The organism is Paenibacillus sp. Leaf72 (assembly GCF_001422685.1).
In the GTDB taxonomy this organism is placed as follows: Bacteria; Bacillota; Bacilli; order Paenibacillales; family Paenibacillaceae; genus Pristimantibacillus.
On sequence record NZ_LMLV01000030.1, the window covers coordinates 209845 to 229018 of the forward strand.

Here is a 19174-nt window from a genome sequence, read left to right on the forward strand (position 1 = left end):
TTTCATAGGGACAAAAAGGTTGGAAGCGTTATGAATTCGTGCTTGCGTTCTGCTGCTGCATAGTGTTTAATGAAATTATACATTGTAATTTTATTAGTCGGTTAATAAAAACATTAATCTTATGAGGTGAGCTGAACATGTCCAAACAAGCAAAGCTGATCGTTGATAAGGATTTTGTAGTAGGTGAAGTCGATAAAAGAATTTATGGCTCGTTTATCGAGCATTTGGGCCGGGCAGTATATGGCGGTATTTATGAAAAGGACCATCCGCAGGCGGATGAACAGGGCTTTCGCTCCGATGTGCTGGAGCTTGTAAAAGGGCTGGATGTGCCGATTGTGCGTTATCCCGGCGGCAACTTCGTCTCAGGCTACAACTGGGAGGATGGCGTAGGCCCGCTTGATCAGCGTCCGCGGCGTTTGGAGCTTGCTTGGCGCACCATTGAGCCGAACTGGATCGGCTTTAATGAATTTATGGACTGGTGCCGCAAAGCGAATACGGACGCGATGATGGCGGTCAATTTGGGGACGAGAGGCCCTGATGAGGCGCGCAACCTGCTCGAATATTCCAATCACCCGTCAGGCACGTATTGGAGCGATTTGCGCGTGCAGCACGGCTACAAGGAGCCGCACAACGTCAAAACCTGGTGCCTCGGCAATGAAATGGACGGCCCTTGGCAGATCGGCGCTAAAACCGCCGTCGAGTATGGACGTATCGCCAGCGAGACTGCAAAGGTTATGCGCTGGGTTGATCCAACGATCGAGCTTGTCGCTTGCGGCAGCTCAGCGATCGGCATGCCGACCTTCCCGGATTGGGAAGCGACGGTGCTTGATTTAGCTTATAATGACGTGGATTATATTTCACTGCATCAGTATTACGGCAACCGCGAGAAGGATACGGCGAATTTCCTTGCGCAATCCGTGGGAATGGACTCCTTCATTAATACGGTCATTTCGACAGCTGACTTCGTACAGGCGAAGAAACGCAGCAAGAAAAAGATCAACCTTTCCTTCGATGAGTGGAACGTGTGGTTCCATTCCAATGAATCGGACAAAAAGCTTGATCCTTGGCAAATTGCCCCTCCACAGCTGGAAGATATTTATACGCAGGAGGATGCGCTGGTCGTTGGCTGTATGCTGATCAGCCTGCTCAAGCGTACCGATCGAGTGAAGATGGCTTGTATCGCGCAGCTCGTCAATGTCATCGCTCCTATTATGACGACGAACGGCGGAGACGCATGGAAGCAGACGATTTATTATCCGTATATGCACGCAAGCCTGTTTGGCAGAGGCGAGGTGCTAGTGCCGCTCATGAGCTCGCCTAAGCATGACACTAAAGATTTTACAGATGTGCCTTATATTGAAGCTGTAGCGGTGCATAATGAAGAGAAGCAAGAGGTTACCGTTTTTGCGGTGAATCGTCATCTGGAAGAAAGCATTTCGTTCGATATCGACCTGCGCAGCTTCGGTCAAGGACGCATTTTGGAGCATATTGTTTTGGAAAATGAGGATTTGTCCGCTTCCAATACAGCAGATGCGCCTAACCGCGTAACGCCGCACACGAATGGCAGCGCGACATTAACGGATAAAGGCCAAATCCAAGCTGTACTGAACAAAGCGTCATGGAATGTCATTCGAATTAAACTGTAAAGGCTAATGGGGAACAATCGCAGGCTTAGCTCGGGTGAGACGGGCTAATCAGGCGGTTGTTCCCTCTCGTTTCATTTTATGCGATGATAAGAGGAAGGAGGGGGAACACAATGATTAAAGCCAATACAGATATAGCTTGGCTGCCGCTCTATGAGGCGCTGTCGAGCCATGTGCGGCTTCATATTATAGATTTGCTGGCAGTAAGCCCGATGAATGTCAAAGAGCTTGCAGAGGCGCTGGGGCTCAGCAGCGCGATTGTAACAATGCATATCCGCAAGCTTGAGAAGGCGCATCTCATTGAGACGAAGATGGTGCGCAAGCAGGGAGGCACACATAAAATATGTACGCTCGCTGAGCAGCATATAGAAATCGAGCTGCCCCACCATACACGCGAAGTGAAAAAAATGCATGAAAGCTCAGTGCCGATCGGACATTACACCGAATATGAAGTGCATCCGACCTGCGGCATCGCGACGGTGGAGAAGGCCATTGGCCAATTCGATGACCCGCGCTTTTTTCTAGAGCCGGAGCGGATGAATGCGGGCATTTTATGGTTTGGCCGAGGATACGTCGAATATAAAATCCCTAATTATTTGCTGCCGGGGCAGCGCCCGAGCGCATTCGAGCTTGTGCTGGAGCTGGGCTCCGAGGCTCCAGGCTATAATCCGAACTGGCTGTCTGATATCAGCTTCAGCCTGAATGGAACGACCATTGGCAAGTGGACAAGCCCTGGTGATTACGGGGGTACCCGCGGCAAGTTTTCTCCTTCCTGGTGGCATAGCAACCTGAATCAATATGGCTTGCTCAAAGTCATTCGCGTGCAGGAGGATGGCACCTTTGTAGATGGGCAGCAGGTAAGCGACACTAGCGTGCAGCAGATTACACTGGATCGCAATCACTGGACGCTGCGTATCGCGGTAGATAAGGATGCTGCGCATGTAGGCGGCCTTACCCTGTATGGCAAAGGCTTTGGCAATTACAATCAGGATATGATGTTTCGGGTTTATTACGAGGAATAAGCAAATGAATAAAAGCCGTATCGCAGTCAGGTTGGGGGAAACGCTGACGATTGCGATACGGCTTTTATTATTAGAGGCGTTTGTGTGAGTTAGAACAAACTTGTGCTAAAGCACGCGACGTGCAGTTGCGTAATTTTTGCTCCACCAGCTGGAGCTTAAACTCGTAACGGTCACTCCAGGAGCGCCGTATGTATGAATGATCTGATTATTGCCGATATAAATGCCGACGTGATGAATAGGGGAATAGAAGAAAACGAGATCGCCAACCTTCAAATTGCTTCGAGATACGAACGAACCGACTTTCGATTGATCCTTCGAGCTTCTAGGCAAAGAAACGCCAACCTTAGCAAAAACATATTTGGTGAAGGAAGAGCAGTCAAAAACGCGAGTCGAACTAGTGGGAGCGCTGAATTGATAAGGAGTTCCCATAAAGCCTTTTGCCACTGACACGATTTTGGATTGGGTGGAAGCGGATGCCGCATAAGCTGCCGGTGCTTGTGTAAAAGGAACAGCAGATAAAGTAAGTGATGCGGCAAGTGCAAGGGATGCAGCCATTTTGCCAAAACGAAGTTTTTTCATGATGTGAATGCCTCTCTTCTCTGGGTTGATAGCTTGTCTATTCATATGTTTATAGCTATACAATACCACAATTAAAATTGAGAGTAATTTCCTCTGAGACCATAAAACTAGATTTAATGGTGTTTTGATACCAATTGTTAAAAATAGATGAGAAACTTCTCATTCAATTCCAGGCTAAAATGAGAAGGGAAATGAATGATTACGCATTCATTAGTTATTTTTTGTAAGTAAAAAATAACCCCCAGGACCTTTAAGGTCATGGGGGTTATGCGTGTTTTCCTTTATTCGTTCACCAGTTCTGCTTATTAACCTTCAAGCAGAAGCGTTTCTGGGTCTTCAAGCATGGCTTTCACTTTAACGAGGAAGCGTACCGCTTCAGCGCCGTCTACGATGCGGTGATCGTAGGAAAGGGCGATGTACATCATTGGACGGTTCTCAGAGCGCTCAGCGTCGATCGCAACTGGACGAAGCTGAATTTTGTGCATGCCCAGAATACCAACTTGCGGTGCATTAATGATTGGCGTGGACAGCAGCGAGCCGAACGTGCCACCATTCGTAATTGTGAATGTACCGCCTTGCAGATCAGACAATCCGAGCGAGTTCGTACGGGCTTTGCCAGCAAGGTCAACGATCGAGCGTTCGATCTCAGCGAAGCTCAGGCGGTCTGCATCACGGACAACCGGAACAACAAGACCTTCCTTAGCTGATACGGCAATACCGATATCGTAGAACTGCTTCACAATAATATCTTCGCCTTCAATTTCAGCGTTTAGCAGCGGGAATTCTTTCAGTGCGCCAACGACAGCTTTCGTGAAGAAGGACATAAAACCAAGACCAACCTCATGCTTGTCCAAGAACGATTGTTTCCGGCGTTTACGGATGTCCATAATTGCGGTCATATCCACTTCATTGAACGTTGTCAGCATAGCTGCTGTTCTTTGAGCTTCAACCAGGCGATTCGCAATCGTTGCCCGGCGACGCGACATTTTTTTGCGCTCGTAAGGCTTAGCCGATTGGAATTTAGGTGCAGCTGGCGCTTTAGCAGCAGGAGCAGCCGGTGCTTGCGGCGCTGCCGGCTGAGTGCCGTGCGAGCGAACATCATCGGAGCTAACGCGGCTAAGCGGATCGCGGGATTGAACCTGCGTCAGGTCGATTCCTTTTTCTCTTGCAAGCTTTCTTGCAGCAGGGGAAGCGGCAACTTGACCGCCTTTGCTGTCTGCTTCTGCTGCAGGAGGCGCAATAGGTGCCGCTTGCGCTGGAGCAGCTGCTTCAACAGCAGGAGCTGCTTTCGCTGGCTCAGCAGCAGGGGAGGACGGAGCCGCTCCGCCTGCTGCAATGGAGCCAATAGCTTCGCCAATTTGAACGGTATCGCCTTCGCTGCGTGTAATCTCTTGAATCGTGCCATCCTGCTCGGCGCTGATCTCGATGTTGACTTTATCTGTCTCAAGCTCCAGCAGCACATCGCCTTGCTTAACCGAATCTCCTACCTTAACAATCCACTTGGAAATCGTGCCTTCCGTAATCGATTCTCCCATTGCGGGTACTATAATTTGTTGCACAGTGGCTACCTCCCTGAGTTGTATGTCAATGACGGACTATGTTTCAATGTTTGCAAAATAATATGCTGCTGCTCAAAAGCGTGTACTTGCTGGAAGCCGCTCGCTGTGCTGGAACGCTCTGGGCGTCCAATGTAGCTTACGCTTGTACCTTCTGGCGCAATCGCACGGATGCGCGGATCGGCATAATGCCACGAGCCCATGTTTTTCGGCTCTTCTTGAACCCACACAATTTCCTTCAGTTGAGGGAAGCGGGCGAGAATTTCAGCAATTTCCTTCTCAGGGAAAGGATACAGCTGCTCGACACGAATAATGTGCAGCCAATCCAGGTCTTTCCCTTGCTCCTTCTCGATTGCATCTTCCAGATCGATTGCAATCTTGCCTGTGCACAAAATCAGGCGCTCTACGCGCTCCGGCTTGCTGCCGAGGTTCGGCTGCTCAACGACCAGCTTGAACGAGCCATTGCTAAGCTCGGAAGCGCTGGAAGCGACGCGCGGGTTACGAATCAAGCTCTTAGGAGCCATAATAATCAACGGACGTGCAGCTTCGCTTTCCGTAATGGAAGCTTGGCGGCGCAAAATATGATAATACTGCGCAGCGCTCGTCAAGTTGGCAACCGTCCAGTTTTCTTCGCCTGACAGCTGCAGGAAACGCTCCAGACGCGCACTGGAATGCTCAGGTCCTTGACCTTCATAGCCATGCGGCAGCAGCATAACGATGCTGGATTTTTGCGACCATTTCGAACGGCCTGCGGAAATGAACTGGTCAATAAGCACTTGCGCGACGTTGGTGAAATCGCCATATTGCGCTTCCCAAATAACCATCGTTTCCGGCGCGTGTACGTTATAGCCATATTCAAAGCCTAGAACAGCAGCTTCGGAAAGCGGGCTGTTATGGATGGCGAACGATGCTTTCGCCTGCGGCATTTGGTGCAGCGGGCAGAACGTTTCGCCTGTTTCAGCATCATGCAGCACGAGATTGCGGTGAGCAAATGTAGCGCGCTCGACATCTTGGCCGCTAAGTCTGATCGGCTTGCCGTCAGCGAGAATCGTAGCAAAGGCAAGCGTCTCCGCATGGCCCCAATCAAGCTTCTCGCCTTCGTTCAATGCATTTGTGCGGCGCTCCAAAATCTTCTGCAGCTTCGGATATACAGTGAAGCTTTCAGGGAAACGAAGCAGCTCGGTATTAATCGATTGCAAGGTTTCAATGGATACAGGGGAAACGGAAGTCGTGTTATCCTTTTCTCCTTGCAGTCCTTGTGTCTGATGAACAGGCTCTTGGCCATCACGTGCCTTCACTTCGTCATAAGCAGATTTCAGGCGGTCTACTACGCCTTGCTTAAGCTCCGCTACTTCAGCTTCTGTAATAGCGCCAGCTGCAATCAGTCTATCAGAGTAGATTTTGCTTACCGTTGCGTGAGCCCGTACTTTCTTATAGATAAGAGGTTGAGTCGTTTCCGGATCATCCGTCTCATTGTGTCCATATTTACGGTAGCCAATCAGATCAACTAGGAAATCCTTCTTGAAAAGAGTACGGTATTCGCTGGCCATCCGCGCTGCAAAAATACAAGCTTCAGGATCATCAGCATTAACGTGCACGATTGGAATTTCATAGCCTTTAGCCACATCGCTTGCGTATTGCGTCGAACGGGAATCATGGCTCTCTGTAGTAAAGCCAATGCGGTTGTTGACGATCACATGAAGCGTACCGCCGCTGGTATAGCCTCTCAGCTGAGCGATATTCAATGTTTCCGCTACGATGCCTTCGCCAGGGAATGCCGCATCACCATGCATAACAATAGAAGCAGCTGCGTCCAGGTTCGTTACCGGATAACCAGGCTTGCTGCGATCATCCTGTGCTGCACGAGCAAAGCCGCCGACAACCGGGTTGACGAATTCAAGATGGCTCGGGTTGTTCGCAAGCGTAATGCGAGTTTCAACCGTTTCGCCAGTCTTGAACGAACGATTGGCGCCCAAGTGGTACTTCACATCGCCAGTCCAGCCGTAGTTGATGCCGATCGAGCCTTCGGACGGAATAAGCTTCTTGTTCGGCGAGTTGTAGAACTCGGAGAAGATTTTGGTATAAGGCTTGCCCAGTACATGCGCCAAAATATTAAGGCGCCCACGGTGTGCCATGCCCATCGCAATTTGGCTCACACCGTCATTTGACAGCTCGTGAACCAATTCATCGACTATGGCTACAAGCACGTCGTTGCCTTCAACGGAAAACCGTTTTTGACCGACGAAGGTGCGCTGCAGAAAATCTTCAAATTGCTCTGCTTCGAATAGCTTGACGAGCAGCTTCTTGCGTTCTTCCTTGTTGAGTGCAGCAGAAGGCAGCTCGCGCTCAACGCGCTTCTTGAGCCAAGCACGCTCCGCTTCATCATGCACATGGCTGAATTCGAAAGCAAGCGTACCTGTGTAAGCTTTAAGCAGCTTCTGGATGGCTTCCCATGCATTAGCAACATCGGAAGGGGCATTCGTCCATACGAGCTCAGCAGGCAGAGCCAGCAGATCCGTCTGAGTGATGCCATACGTTTCCGGGCTTAGCATCTTCGTATTTGATTTAGGCCCGATATCGAGCGGATCAATATCAGCCGCCAAATGACCGAAAGCGCGAATGTTCCATACAAGCTTGCCGGCAGCGACCAAATTTTGAAGCGTTTTCGCATCGATTGAAGCAGCGCCCACCGTTTGAGGTGCAGCGGCAGTTTGACCTGCTGCATAAGCAGGCGGCTCGCCAAAGCGAGCAAATAAATCGCGGTATTCAGATGTTACGGTTTCAGGGTTTTGTTTAAATAGCTCATATTGTTCTTGGATGTACCCATAGTTGGGGCCATAATAGCCTTCCCACGGGTTTGGGTTAGTTTCATTGCCAATCGACATTTTCGACAGATACCTCCGTCTTTGAATTTTGTAAGTTTATGGACGGAATCAGAACTAGCATATGACTTCATTATAGTACAGAACGACATGGAAACTTAAATAACGATTATGTATCATAACTATCTTGAAAATAGATCAATCGGTGAGCCGCTAGTCCATCTTCTCAGTCTCTCCCATTTATCGGTTATTCAAAACCGATTGTTAAGGGCTTTGAGCAAAAAATGTATGCCCTTTCAATTTATACGAAGCAGCCTGCCTAAAGTTTCAATTGTCCATTCTTAGGGGCAGCGGTAAATTTCTCTTTTGCCGGTTATCTCCTTAGCTCAGAAAAGGGTGGAACGATGTAAATTTTTATTAACGTATCACTATCTCATCAGAGCTTTATTTCAGATGGCGTTTAGGCGTTTTGGATGGTTTGCGCTGCTTGTGCTGCAAGCGGCGAGCTGTTTCTGAGCTAAGGGGATAATGGCTCAAAGCGAAAGGAAGAGGCTGCAACCTTTTTGAAACAGGCATCGTTTATAGGAATAGAACGCGTTCAACAACTAAAGGAGATTGATTCTAATGAAGAAACGTATCGCAACAGCATCTATTTCTGCTGCCGTGGCTCTATCGGTAGCGCTGACAGGTCAGGCTTTCGCAGCAAGTTCATTTACGGATATCGCAACCTCCCCGCAAAAGGCGCAAATTGAGACGCTTCAAGGGCTCGGAATTGTAAATGGCGTATCGCAATCGCTGTTCCAGCCGGAAGAAAACTTAACAAATGCACAAGGTATTTCGCTTATTGTAAAGACGACGCAAATTAGCCTTGCCGCCATTTCATTTAATAAAGCTCCAGAAGCAGAAGGCATTTTTAGCAATGTGAAAAATAATGCCTGGTACGCGGACAGCTTCATCATCGCGCACTACAACGAACTCGACATTCCAGCTGATATTGACCCGAATGCCCCAATGACACGCGAGCAGTTCACGCATTACCTCGTGCAGGCGCTGGAAAAGACCGGACAATACCCGCTGATCAAAATGTATGTCGTCATTTCGGACGAGAGCGACATTACGACTGAATATCAAGGCACCATTCAGCGCGCTTTGCTATACAAGCTTACTGCATTGGATGATAAAGGCGAATTCCATCCACAGCAAATTTTAAACCGTGCTGAATCCACAGCGATGCTGTACAATGCGCATCAATTTATTAAGGAACATAACGAGCAGCTTGAAGGAGAGACTGGTGACCAATCTCTAGAAGAGCAAGGGGTAAAGCCAGCACAGTAATAAACGTTTAAATGCAGCATAGAAACCTCCAACCCTACTGTAAGTAGCGGGTTCGGAGGTTTTTTTTCGTTTATGCCATGAAAACGCTGTTTTATTGACGGATTTTTTGGTTCAGGCCTAAACGCGTGCTTGTTTGCATATACAGGAAGATGCTAGACTAAAGTTGTAGGGAATTTATCTGAATAACTCCGGCTTTTCAAACATAAAAAATCAAAAGCAGCTTGCGTGAAATCACGATGCATCTATAGATAAAAGCAGGACGATCTTGAACCTGGAGGTGTACATTCATGAGCCTGATTCAAAAAGCAATTGATTATGCAGCGGTGCTGCATGGGAATCAGCTTCGCAAAGGGTCAAATATTCCTTATATTTCACATCCGTTCGGTGTGGGTATGATATTAATGGAGGCGGGTTGCCAAGCGGAGTGGGTGGCTGCGGGCATTTTGCATGATACGCTCGAAGATACGGAGGCGACGGAGGAAGCGCTGCTGGAGCTTTTTGGCCCGGAAGTGACGCGAATTGTCGTCGGCTGTACGGAGCCCGACAAATCCTTGTCTTGGGAAGAGCGCAAGCAATATAAACTGGATTATTTGAAAAAGGCGCCGCTAGACATCAAGACGGTAGCCTGCGCAGATAAGCTGCATAATATGGGCTCGACGCTTGCCGCTTATGAGCGGGAGGGCGAGAAGGTATGGGAACGCTTCAACCGCGGCAGGGAGCAGCAGGAATGGTATTACAAGGCGGTGGCGGACAGCCTTGGCCATGAAGGCAGCTTTCCGCTGCTGGACGTTTTAAATCAAAAAATTGAGGCGATGTTTGGTCAAAGGGAAAGCGGGGACAGGGCATAATGACATTGATTAACCAACTGGTGAGCGGAGACGATTTTACCGGATTTTATTTGCTTAGAGAGCTGGAAGTGAAGCAGACGAACGGGGCAACGCCGAAAGATTATTTTGACATCGTATTATGCGATGCCAGCGGCCAGCTTTCCGCTAAATATTGGGACGTATCGAGTGCGGATAAGGAAACCTTTTTCCCAATGGGATTGGTAAAAATCCAAGGCAACGCTCATACATACCGGGAGAAGCTGCAAATAAAAATTTCGCGCATGCGCAAGGTTACGGAAGAGGACGGGGTAGCGCTGACGGATTTCATCCGCTCGGCGCCGGTTCGTCCAGTCGATCTCGTGCATACGATTAAACAGGTAACGGAGAGCATTGCTGATCAGGAAATTAGAACCATCGTCACGTATTGCGTTGATAAGGTCGAGGACAGACTGATGCATTATCCGGCTGCGAAAACGCATCATCACGCTTATTTTGCCGGTCTTGCTTATCATATTGTACGGATGCTGGAAATAGGCGCTTTTATTTGCAAGCAGCGTCCATTCTTGAATGCCGATTTAATCAAGGCAGGCATTGTGCTGCATGATATTGCGAAGCCGGAGGAGATGGTTGCCCAGCTAGGGATCGTATCCGAATACAGCCTGTCTGGCAAGCTGATGGGGCATATTTCGCTCGCATCCAACTGGATTACGGAAGCGGCTATTCGCTGCGACATTGATCTGGAGTCGGAAAAGGTGCTCGGTCTGCAGCATTTGGTGCTCTCCCATCACAATTTGGGTGAATGGGGCAGCCCGGTGCAGCCTCAGACAGCAGAAGCGGTCGCGCTGCATCATATTGATGCCATGGATGCCAAGCTGCAAATGGTCGAGGATGCGCTGGACACGACGCCGGACACGGAACCGTGGACACCCTTTATTCGCGGGCTCGAAAATAAGCCTATTTATCGGATGAAGCTGTAACTCTGCTTAGAATAACAGGGAACAAACATATCTATAAAAATTTGAGGTGACAATAACGGGTACGCAGGCTCATGCTTGCCAGGCCCGTTCAATACCAATGGCAGAAATCATACAAACGCCGATTAAGCAGTGCGCGTACTGTAACGAAGACAAGCCGCTTGGCGATTTTTTGCGCCGTACCGGCCGGCGCTCGGGCCCTGACTCGCGGCGCGGCGCCTGCCGCTCCTGCAGGAAAGAACGGGCGAGCTCGCAGGCCGCGCCAGCAGCTGTTGTGGAGGCGCCAGTTGTACAAGCAGGCGCCGCGGATGAGTCTAGGCTGGAAGCGGCGGCTGCTGGCGTCCAGAAGAAGTCCCGCCGGAAGCGCGGCGGGAGAAGAAGGCGGGCGAAGGCCGCAGCGGCAGTAGCCGCCGCAGCTGAGCAAGCGGCGAAGGAAACGGGCGGCAGGGAAGCGGCGAAAGCCAGCGCAGCTGCCCCGAGAGCAGGCGCCCAGCCGCCAGGAGCGGATTCAGCAGTGGCGGCAGTGGTGCAGGAAGCCGGCGCAATTAGCAGGCCAGGCGTCGTTCGCAAGCTGGAGAAGAAGGCGCCGCGGGCGAAGACGGCTGCCCGCTCGCCGAAGCAGCGTCCTTTGCCGAAGCCGTCTAATCATTCGCCGACGGACCCTGCCTATTTGCGTCCTTCCGGGCAAGGCACGGTATGGATGAGAGGCAAAACCGACAAGGGCAGGCAGTGGTATCAGGAAATTGAACTGGAGCTGGCCGTTATACTCGTTAACGAGCATGCCGCCGTTGTCGTGAATCGCCGGACGATTCGCAGGCTATTCAGCAATAAAGATTTTCGTAAATATATTTTAACGCGGGATAATTATACTTGCTTTTTCTGCAAGCAGTATGGCGATACGATCGACCATATGCTTCCGCGCGCCAAGGGCGGCCATACGACGCCGGACAATTGTGTTTGCGCTTGCCATATGTGCAACCAGTCGAAGGCAGACAAAAACCTGGAGGATTTTATGCGGGAAGTATAGTCCCATTAACAAAAAGCGCCAACATACGAGCGGGCAGCCATGCTGCACGGTATGTTGGCGCTTATTTGTGTAGGAAAAAGTTAGACGTGGAACAGCTTCTACAAGTTCAGTGCGTTGACAAGCTGGATCGAGGCATTGTAGTAGCCTTCGTTCCAGCCATAGTTATACATGCTGTCCTCGTAGCTCATGATGCCAATTATAAAAAGTAAAAACACCAGCAAGCTGAGGAATAGGCTAATAGCTCCGCAAATGAGGCCGGCTATCGCCATGCCGCGTCCTTGCTCTCGCGTTTTTGGAATTTGGTTAAGCGAAACGATGCCCATTACGACAGCGACAATGCCTAATAGTATACCGATGAACGGGATGAAGGATGTAATGCCGCACACGAGCGCGGCAATTGCAGCACCGTTCGTCTTCTGCACTGGTGGCTGGAATGGGGGCTGAAATGGCGCATGGTTTTGATAATTATGCCCATTGTTATAGTCGTTCAAGGATGGTTCCTCCTAAGCTTGGAAATATGATGAAATCAGGGTTTCCATTATTATACGTCTCTTTTTACCCGAAGGCTATACATTACTTGGTAAAGAGAGGGACATCTAATCCGTTTTTTGAACCAATCGAACGATTTGGAGTGCTTACTGATCTGGCGACGCTCCATATCTTGCGAGCGCAAGGGACGATGCCTCACGCATGCGGCGCTGCAAATAATCGCCTTCGGTCACTTTAATTCGCTTGCCGAGGAAGCGGATTTTTGACAAAACATATTCTGCTTCATTACTTGGAAACGTCAGCTTAATCGTATAACGGTTGAGCTGGTCATCGTAGGACACAACCTTCTCAAAGCAGGAAAAAGCGTACAAAATTCGCGACAGCTCCGCATTATACGTTTCCATAACCTGAATGACTGCACTCGTGCTGCGCTTAGTGAGCAGCGCCTCAATAGAGGCGGAAAGCTGTACATAACGCTCAGGCTCACAAGGCATATCTTGAATGGCGAGAATCGTTTGCAGCTTCGTGCTCATTAATGTCCTGTGGCGCTGGTGATACCAGAGCAAATACCATTCTTTTTTCACCATGGAATATTCCAGCTTATAGGGCACGCCGGCTTGTTGTTCGTGCTGTCTGCCGTTTTTGATCATGTAGCTCAGCTTGATTTGGTTGCGATGCATAATTGAGCGTCTAAGCTGGCGCAGCAGCGGGTGGTACACTTGCAGCTCTTTGCTGGCGGCTTTCTGAATGAGCGGACCGGCTGTTTCCATAACGCTGTCCTGCTCAAGCAGGCTTTCAAGCTTCGCGAGTGTTCCGGGCGCAAAAGCCTGCACCGCTTCAGGATGCTGCAGCATCGCCTTGAGCCAGCTTCGTTCATTCCCCGTCACCATAAAGGTGCCGGAGTCTTCAAGGCGGGACATGAGCTGATAGTTGAATATTTTCTCAAACGGATTCATAGTAACCAGCAATCTCCTTCCATTCGTCAATCATCTCATTGCGCAAACGGAGAGGCTCCAGCACCTCGCAGCTTGAACCGAAGCTGCGCAGCCAAGGCCTGATTTCGAACGTGCCGTTCACTTCGATTTCATATATGAAGGAATCTACGCCAGCCTCCTCGATAATGCGTCCCCACTGGCCTTGCAGCAACACGCGTTCCTTAATGAAGTTGTGCGGTGCCCCTACAGGGTGAAAGAAACGGGCACGCACCGTAACGGTTCTTCCCGTATCAATGAGCCAGCTTTGCGCCGTGCGCGCTTCGAGCTGTGCCAAATGCTGCTCAAATTGCTCCTGCGGCACAGCCTCGCCCTCCTCAATTTGCGTCATGCCCTCCATCCTGTATTTCACAATAACTTTGTCTGAACGAAAGCCGAGCAAATACCAGCGTCCATACTGGTGGTCATATACGACTTTAATCGGAATGGCGACCTCTTCCTTGCCCGTTGTATCGCGCTCGAACAAAGGGTTCGTGTTGCGAGAGGCATAGCTGGTTTCTTTTTTCGGTGAAAAATAAAGAAATTTCACCTTCCGGCGCTGGCGAATGGCGGCCAGCAGGCTGAATAAATGAGCTTCATCCAGCAGGCGGGAGTAAAAGTGATATTTATATAAAAAAGCGTCCAGCGTGGCGTTGTCCTCCTGCGTGCGCTGCAAATGTTTTTTCAAGCTGTCGCGCAGCATGTAGCCCTGCACGGATGGAACATGCGTATTTGCCATGACGTCGGCAAAATCGTATAAATCCAGCAGCTCCTCCTCCGTCAGCTCCTGCACCAGCTCGTTTGCCAGCCGGTAGCGGTACGGACGAGGCCCCGGTTCTTTGCGGATGACGCCGACCTCTTCCAAATATTTCAGATCGCTGCGCACCGTTTTCTCATCCGGTGGCGCCAGCTCAGCGGGCATATTGCCGCAGCAAGCGTCCATCAGCTCCATGGCGGTCATGGCACTGCCGCTTTGCAGCGTCTCCAGCAGCAGGGAAATACGCTTGCTCTCGGTTTCCTTCAGCGACTTGGCGCGGAATAGAAAGAGCAGCATAGGATCGGCGGAATCAAAATAGCTATAACGAACGGTCTCTGCAAATTCCTTGCCCTGTTCCTCAGGAAGCTGCTGGTAGACGGCGTTTACAATTTCCTTGAGCTTTTTAATCGTTTTATCAAATGTATGAATGGAGATGCCGAGTCGATCTGCGAATTGCTGCCGATTATAGGCTCCGCTTGTTAACACAAGCATGCGCAGAAACTGAATCTCTTTATCGAAGCTTTCTTTAGCCAACGGTGGTCCCCTGCCTTCCAGCTTACTCTCGCTTTCTATTGTTTTATTCTATGAAGGATTAGTAGCGTTGTCAAAAAAGACCATAGGCGTGAAAAAAGTTATATTTTTCCTGGTCGTAATACTTTCGCCATGTTCGAGGGGGGATTTTTAAGGCAAAATCAGATCCATAAGAGCGGCTACGGAGCGTCAGTGACGCAGGGCAGAATGAAGGAGGAACAGCAATGGCCAACACAATGAATGACATGACAAAACAAGTACTGCAGAAGACGATTCAGCTTAAAGGAACCAATCACCGCGAGCTCAGCCTTCCAAACGGAAAGCTGCATGTATACGCAAATGATGAAGTGTTTGCATCACTTGAGCCTAATGTATATCAAATGGCTGACAACAATTTGCGCATTCCGCGCAATCAATATATGGGTTATACGCCGGATGCGCATATTGGAGTAGGAACGTGCATTGGAACGACGGCCGTCTGGAATATGAAGGATGGCTTTATCTCGCCGTCGATTGTGGGATCGGATATCGGCTGCGGCATGAGGGTGCATACAACGCCGCTGCATAAGCGCGATATTCAGGATAAAGAGGTGCGCCGCGCACTAATTAGAGCGATTGAACAATACGTGCCAACCCACGAGCGGACGAATACAAATTACGCGGATATCGATATTATGAGCGTTGTGCAGCACGGGCTAAAAGGGCTTCCGGCCCAGTATGTGCCTAATGAGCAATGGCTGACGCATGTCGAGCAAGCGGCATTCGCCTTCGACCATGCTGCGCTGGAGCATTTGCCGCCCCGTATTATGCGTAATGCCCATGGGCAGTTGGGATCGCTCGGCAACGGCAACCATTTTATTGAAATTCAATATTTGGACATCAACGACGAATACGGCGAATTGGCGGAAAAATGGGGCTTGTTCGACGGCCAGGTCGTCGTCATGATCCATTCCGGCTCGCGCTCCTGGGGCGCTGCCGTTGGCCGTGAATATAACAAGGTCATCAAAGAAGCGATGTACCAGTGGGGAATCAGCAACCCTGATCCAAATCTGGTGTATGCACCGATTGAAAGCCGCGAGGGACAAATGTATTTGAATCTCATGTATTCGGCGCTGAATTTCGCCGTCAGCAATCGCCATATGATTGCGTTTGGCGTCCAGCAAGCGTTCCGGGATGTTTTTGGCCCGGAGATGGAGCTGCCTGTGCTTTATGATCTGATGCATAATTACGCGCTCAAGGAGTTTCACCGCAAGCAGCCGATGCTCGTTCATCGGAAGGGTGCGACGCGTGCGCTGCCGCCGAACCATTTTTTAAATACGCCTGCTTATAAGGAGACGGGGCATCCTGCTCTTATTCCAGGCTCGATGGGAACGGCATCCTATATTATGGTCGGCAAGGATGAAGGGGTGAAAAACTTCTATTCCATCTGCCATGGGGCGGGGCGCGCCAGATCGAGACGGGCGACGAAGGAACTCGTCACCGTCGATCAATTTGAGCAATCGCTGCGTGTCGGGAGCGACGATGAAATTTTGGTCAACCACCGCTCATTGAAGGATATTCTCGATGAATGTCCGCAGGCTTACAAGGACGTGAATCAAATTATCGATAGTGTGGTCGGCGCTTCGCTTGCCGCTGTCGTTGCCAAATGCCAGCCGATGGCTGCCATTAAAGGCACTTAGAGACTGCGACGAAATAAAGTACCGCTAATTTCCTCGCAGCTCCTTAACTTTGCTATTTAAGATAACTTCAATAATAGATTGGGCTGCATAGCTTATGGCTTGCCATGGCATGGATTTCAGTATGATCCAGCAGTACGGGCGTACACTGTGCGCTTGTGTGCTGCAAAGCGCATGAAGCTTGGGCCCCACCAGCTTTAGAATCGGGTTCGAATCCCAACCGTTTTGATACGGAGCATTGGAGCAGCTGTAGCTACGCTATAGCACACATCAACTCCCTTTCAAGGAGCAAAAAAATGAGAGACTCTTGCAGCAGGAATGCTCATGCCGGCCTTTACGGCGGCGCTGCGGCACGGCTATGCAATCGGTGGATACCGAGCAGGGAAAGCGGGTATATTTTGCGGTAAGCAAAGCGAAGGATCGGCCTGTTGAAGTTGAACACGGCCGCTATGCTTCGCAGAGCACCGCGCAAATTGCTGCGCTTGATGATGCTCTTAAGCCTGATTCCGCTTTAACCGCAGGAAGCATTCCTGATTGTAAGAATCACAACGACTCAAATGACAAATCAATCAATCAATCTAACGTTTAACTAACCTGAATGAGGTGGCTTATATGACGACTAAATTTAAAAATCCATTGATTATACAGGATGATGAGCGCGCGCTTCTGTTCCGTAAAGGCGGATATATCAAGCTTTTGCAGCCAGGCAAATACCGGTTGTCCGCATGGCGCGAGGAAACGGCGACTGTACTGAATGTGACGAAGCGTTTTCAAGTTACGGGCAAGGATGCCGATATGTTTCTGCATGATCAGGAGCTGCTCGCCCAGCTTACTATCGTTGAGGTGCAGGATTTTGAATATGTGCTGCATTATGTAGATGGGAAATTTAATTCCTTGTTGACGGCAGGCAAGCATATTTTCTGGAATGTGCTGAAAAAGCATACGTTCGTTCATGCGGATATTCGCCAGCCTGAGATCGGCAAGGACATTAATCTCGCGATTATGTCTAAGCTTAATGGCTACTACCAGTGCGTGGAGGTCGCGAATTATGAGACAGCGGCACTGTTTTATAACAATGTGATGCAGCGGGAGCTGGCGCCGGGCAAATATTATTTCTGGAATGGCCCGACGACGGTGCTCGTCCGCAAGACGGATTTGCGCCAGCAGCAGCTTGATTTGACGGGACAGGAAATGATGACGGAGGACAAGGTAACGCTGCGGCTTAACTTCGTCTGCCAATACAAAATCACCGATCCGATTAAAGTGCTGATGATTAAATCGTTTGAAGATCAGGTGTACATTGTGCTGCAGCTGATTTTGCGGGAATATGTCGGTACGCTGCGCCTCGATGATTTGCTGAAGATGAAGCAGGAAATCGCCGCATTCGTGCTTTCCCGGCTCAATGAGAAGGGCGACGATTACGGCGTCCAGTTTCTGTCGGCAGGCGTGAAGGACATTATTTTGCCAGGCGATATTAAGGATATTATGAACACGGTGCTCATTGCGGAGAAGAAGGCGCAAGCCAATCTCATCACCCGCCGCGAGGAGACGGCTTCTACCCGCAGCCTGCTGAACACAGCGAAGCTGATGGATGAAAATACGACGCTGTACCGCCTTAAAGAGCTTGAGTTTATGGAAAAAATTTGCGAGAAAATCGGCACGATTTCGCTGTCCAGCGGCGGCAACATGCTGGAGCAGCTCAATTCGCTGCTGAGTGCAAAGCAAGAATGATAAGGTGAAGCCCTTTTACTAATCGATAGAAGGGAATAGCGATGTAGATAAATAACGTTCTCCGCTGTCTGGAAGCAAAGCGACGATGGTTTTGCCAGCATTGCTTGGCCGATTGGCAATTTGTGCTGCTGCATATGCAGCGGCGCCGGAGGAGATTCCGGCCAGCAGGCCCTCGGTTCTTGCAAGCAGTCGTGCAGTTGCAAATGCATCTTCTTTTTTAACTTTAAAAATCTCATCGACATATTGGCTGTGGAAATTGTCTGGAATAAATCCGGCTCCAAGTCCCTGAATAGCATGTCTACCCGGATTGCCTCCAGACAATACAGGCGAATCGTAGGGCTCGATCGCAATGATCTGCACAGCGGGCTTGCGTTCCTTCAAGAGCCGTCCTACACCAGATATGGTACCGCCTGTTCCTACACCAGCGATGAAAATATCAACTTCACCGTCCGTATCGCGCCAAATTTCTTCTGCGGTTGTGCTTAGGTGAATTTCCGGATTGGCAGGATTGTTGAACTGTTGGGGGATAAAAGAATTTGGCGTCTCGGCAGCAAGCTGCTCGGCCCGTCTAATGGCGCCCGTCATGCCTTCCGCTTCCGGTGTTAAAATCAGCTCGGCACCAAGCGCAAGCAGCAGCTTTCGCCGTTCAATGCTGAACGTTTCAGGAAGGGTAATGATTAGCTTATAGCCAAGAGCTGCGGCGGCAAACGCTAGCCCGATTCCGGTATTGCCGCTCGTTGGCTCGATAATGACCGAGTTTTTATGAATGAGACCTTTTTCTTCGGCATCTTTAATCATGGCAAAGCCTATACGATCCTTTACGCTTCCAGCTGGATTTAAATACTCCAGTTTTGCGATTACAGTTGCTTGCAAGTTTTGTGAATTTCTAAAATTAACAAGCTCAAGCAGCGGCGTATTTCCAATTAGTTCGGTTAAATTTTTATGAATATTAGCCAATTTTTCTCCTCCTGCTTTGTTTAATCCTACTGTTTAACTGTGATTTAAACAGTACTAAATAATCAAATGATTTGCAATAGAACAGTATCGATCGTGAATTAGTTAAAAATGGGTTGACAATTGCTGGGTACGCGAGTAAGATGAACGAAATAACTTGAAGGGAGGCCGAAACAAATGTCCGTAAATATGATGATTATCCGACAAACCAACTTCATAGCTAACGTCCATGCGGGTCGGCCTCAGCGGAACCAACTGCTGTAAGTCGAAGGATTATAGG

16 protein-coding genes are annotated in these 19174 nt (G+C 49.6%); 9 read left to right on the forward strand and 7 right to left on the reverse strand.

What is annotated here, in order from left to right; translation table 11 throughout:
- The first annotated feature begins 137 nt into the window (after positions 1 to 137).
- Both arfA and ASF12_RS22185 read left to right on the forward strand, forming a co-directional pair.
- Complete coding sequence (arfA, locus tag ASF12_RS22180) at positions 138 to 1646, forward strand: arabinosylfuranosidase ArfA (RefSeq protein ID WP_056039649.1); 1509 nt, start codon at positions 138 to 140, stop codon at positions 1644 to 1646.
- A gap of 110 nt (positions 1647 to 1756) precedes the next feature.
- Positions 1757 to 2665 carry an ArsR/SmtB family transcription factor gene (locus ASF12_RS22185; protein ID WP_056039651.1) on the forward strand — a complete coding sequence of 303 codons (909 nt, stop codon included), beginning with the start codon at positions 1757 to 1759 and terminating at the stop codon, positions 2663 to 2665.
- A 105-nt stretch (positions 2666 to 2770) separates the two neighbouring features.
- Here the strand turns inward: ASF12_RS22185 and ASF12_RS22190 are convergent, their stop codons facing one another.
- From ASF12_RS22190 to ASF12_RS22200, 3 genes are all read right to left on the reverse strand, one after another.
- Positions 2771 to 3244, reverse strand: a complete 474-nt coding sequence (locus tag ASF12_RS22190) for a C40 family peptidase (RefSeq protein WP_056039652.1) — start codon at positions 3242 to 3244, stop codon at positions 2771 to 2773.
- Positions 3245 to 3549: 305 nt separating this feature from the next.
- Positions 3550 to 4803: a 2-oxoglutarate dehydrogenase complex dihydrolipoyllysine-residue succinyltransferase gene (gene odhB / locus ASF12_RS22195; protein ID WP_081418964.1), complete on the reverse strand. Its 1254-nt coding sequence runs from the start codon at positions 4801 to 4803 to the stop codon at positions 3550 to 3552.
- A gap of 5 nt (positions 4804 to 4808) precedes the next feature.
- Positions 4809 to 7685, reverse strand: coding sequence for a 2-oxoglutarate dehydrogenase E1 component (locus ASF12_RS22200; protein ID WP_056039658.1), 2877 nt, complete (start codon positions 7683 to 7685; stop codon positions 4809 to 4811).
- A gap of 561 nt (positions 7686 to 8246) precedes the next feature.
- Between ASF12_RS22200 and ASF12_RS22205 the strand changes: the two genes are divergently transcribed.
- From ASF12_RS22205 to ASF12_RS35860, 4 genes are all read left to right on the forward strand, one after another.
- The gene (locus tag ASF12_RS22205) at positions 8247 to 8957 is read left to right on the forward strand and encodes an S-layer homology domain-containing protein (protein WP_056039660.1); all 711 of its coding nucleotides are present in this window, start codon (positions 8247 to 8249) and stop codon (positions 8955 to 8957) included.
- A 287-nt stretch (positions 8958 to 9244) separates the two neighbouring features.
- Positions 9245 to 9805: an HD domain-containing protein gene (locus ASF12_RS22210; protein WP_056039663.1), complete on the forward strand. Its 561-nt coding sequence runs from the start codon at positions 9245 to 9247 to the stop codon at positions 9803 to 9805.
- The gene (locus ASF12_RS22215; RefSeq protein WP_056039667.1) at positions 9805 to 10761 is read left to right on the forward strand and encodes a 3'-5' exoribonuclease YhaM family protein; all 957 of its coding nucleotides are present in this window, start codon (positions 9805 to 9807) and stop codon (positions 10759 to 10761) included. The genes ASF12_RS22210 and ASF12_RS22215 overlap by 1 nt, the downstream gene beginning before the upstream one ends.
- 97 nt (positions 10762 to 10858) lie before the next feature.
- Positions 10859 to 11785: an HNH endonuclease gene (locus ASF12_RS35860; protein ID WP_235533248.1), complete on the forward strand. Its 927-nt coding sequence runs from the start codon at positions 10859 to 10861 to the stop codon at positions 11783 to 11785.
- 98 nt (positions 11786 to 11883) lie between these two features.
- Here the strand turns inward: ASF12_RS35860 and ASF12_RS22225 are convergent, their stop codons facing one another.
- From ASF12_RS22225 to ASF12_RS22235, 3 genes are all read right to left on the reverse strand, one after another.
- Positions 11884 to 12276: a DUF4190 domain-containing protein gene (locus tag ASF12_RS22225; RefSeq protein WP_056039670.1), complete on the reverse strand. Its 393-nt coding sequence runs from the start codon at positions 12274 to 12276 to the stop codon at positions 11884 to 11886.
- A 144-nt stretch (positions 12277 to 12420) separates the two neighbouring features.
- Positions 12421 to 13230 carry a WYL domain-containing protein gene (locus tag ASF12_RS22230; RefSeq protein WP_056039671.1) on the reverse strand — a complete coding sequence of 270 codons (810 nt, stop codon included), beginning with the start codon at positions 13228 to 13230 and terminating at the stop codon, positions 12421 to 12423.
- Positions 13217 to 14536 carry a WYL domain-containing protein gene (locus ASF12_RS22235; RefSeq protein WP_056039673.1) on the reverse strand — a complete coding sequence of 440 codons (1320 nt, stop codon included), beginning with the start codon at positions 14534 to 14536 and terminating at the stop codon, positions 13217 to 13219. Before ASF12_RS22235 ends, ASF12_RS22230 begins: the two co-directional genes overlap by 14 nt.
- A gap of 221 nt (positions 14537 to 14757) precedes the next feature.
- On the opposite strand from ASF12_RS22235, the gene ASF12_RS22240 reads away from it, so the two are divergent.
- The 3 genes from ASF12_RS22240 to ASF12_RS22250 all read left to right on the forward strand — a co-directional run bounded on the left by ASF12_RS22240 (position 14758) and on the right by ASF12_RS22250 (position 17940).
- On the forward strand, positions 14758 to 16212 hold the full coding sequence (locus tag ASF12_RS22240) for an RtcB family protein (protein WP_235533249.1): 1455 nt from the start codon (positions 14758 to 14760) through the stop codon (positions 16210 to 16212).
- Between the two features lie 355 nt (positions 16213 to 16567).
- Positions 16568 to 16798, forward strand: coding sequence for a hypothetical protein (locus tag ASF12_RS22245; RefSeq protein ID WP_155973376.1), 231 nt, complete (start codon positions 16568 to 16570; stop codon positions 16796 to 16798).
- 23 nt (positions 16799 to 16821) lie between these two features.
- Positions 16822 to 17940 (forward strand): slipin family protein, encoded by a 1119-nt coding sequence (locus ASF12_RS22250; protein WP_056039679.1) that lies wholly within the window; start codon positions 16822 to 16824, stop codon positions 17938 to 17940.
- Positions 17941 to 17958: 18 nt separating this feature from the next.
- Here the strand turns inward: ASF12_RS22250 and cysK are convergent, their stop codons facing one another.
- Positions 17959 to 18897: a cysteine synthase A gene (gene cysK, locus ASF12_RS22255; protein WP_056039682.1), complete on the reverse strand. Its 939-nt coding sequence runs from the start codon at positions 18895 to 18897 to the stop codon at positions 17959 to 17961.
- Between the last annotated feature and the right edge of the window lie 277 nt (positions 18898 to 19174).

Bases quoted from the DNA above. Each gene is read 5' to 3' on its own strand.
- ASF12_RS35860 (WP_235533248.1), top strand. From the start codon at position 10,859: ATGGCAGAAATCATACAAACGCCGATTAAGCAGTGCGCGTACTGTAAC.
- arfA (WP_056039649.1), top strand. From the start codon at position 138: ATGTCCAAACAAGCAAAGCTGATCGTTGATAAGGATTTTGTAGTAGGT.
- ASF12_RS22240 (WP_235533249.1), top strand. From the start codon at position 14,758: ATGGCCAACACAATGAATGACATGACAAAACAAGTACTGCAGAAGACG.
- ASF12_RS22190 (WP_056039652.1), bottom strand. From the start codon at position 3,244: ATGAAAAAACTTCGTTTTGGCAAAATGGCTGCATCCCTTGCACTTGCC.
- ASF12_RS22185 (WP_056039651.1), top strand. From the start codon at position 1,757: ATGATTAAAGCCAATACAGATATAGCTTGGCTGCCGCTCTATGAGGCG.
- ASF12_RS22250 (WP_056039679.1), top strand. From the start codon at position 16,822: ATGACGACTAAATTTAAAAATCCATTGATTATACAGGATGATGAGCGC.
- ASF12_RS22210 (WP_056039663.1), top strand. From the start codon at position 9,245: ATGAGCCTGATTCAAAAAGCAATTGATTATGCAGCGGTGCTGCATGGG.
- ASF12_RS22245 (WP_155973376.1), top strand. From the start codon at position 16,568: ATGCAATCGGTGGATACCGAGCAGGGAAAGCGGGTATATTTTGCGGTA.
- ASF12_RS22205 (WP_056039660.1), top strand. From the start codon at position 8,247: ATGAAGAAACGTATCGCAACAGCATCTATTTCTGCTGCCGTGGCTCTA.
- ASF12_RS22200 (WP_056039658.1), bottom strand. From the start codon at position 7,685: ATGTCGATTGGCAATGAAACTAACCCAAACCCGTGGGAAGGCTATTAT.
- ASF12_RS22215 (WP_056039667.1), top strand. From the start codon at position 9,805: ATGACATTGATTAACCAACTGGTGAGCGGAGACGATTTTACCGGATTT.
- ASF12_RS22230 (WP_056039671.1), bottom strand. From the start codon at position 13,230: ATGAATCCGTTTGAGAAAATATTCAACTATCAGCTCATGTCCCGCCTT.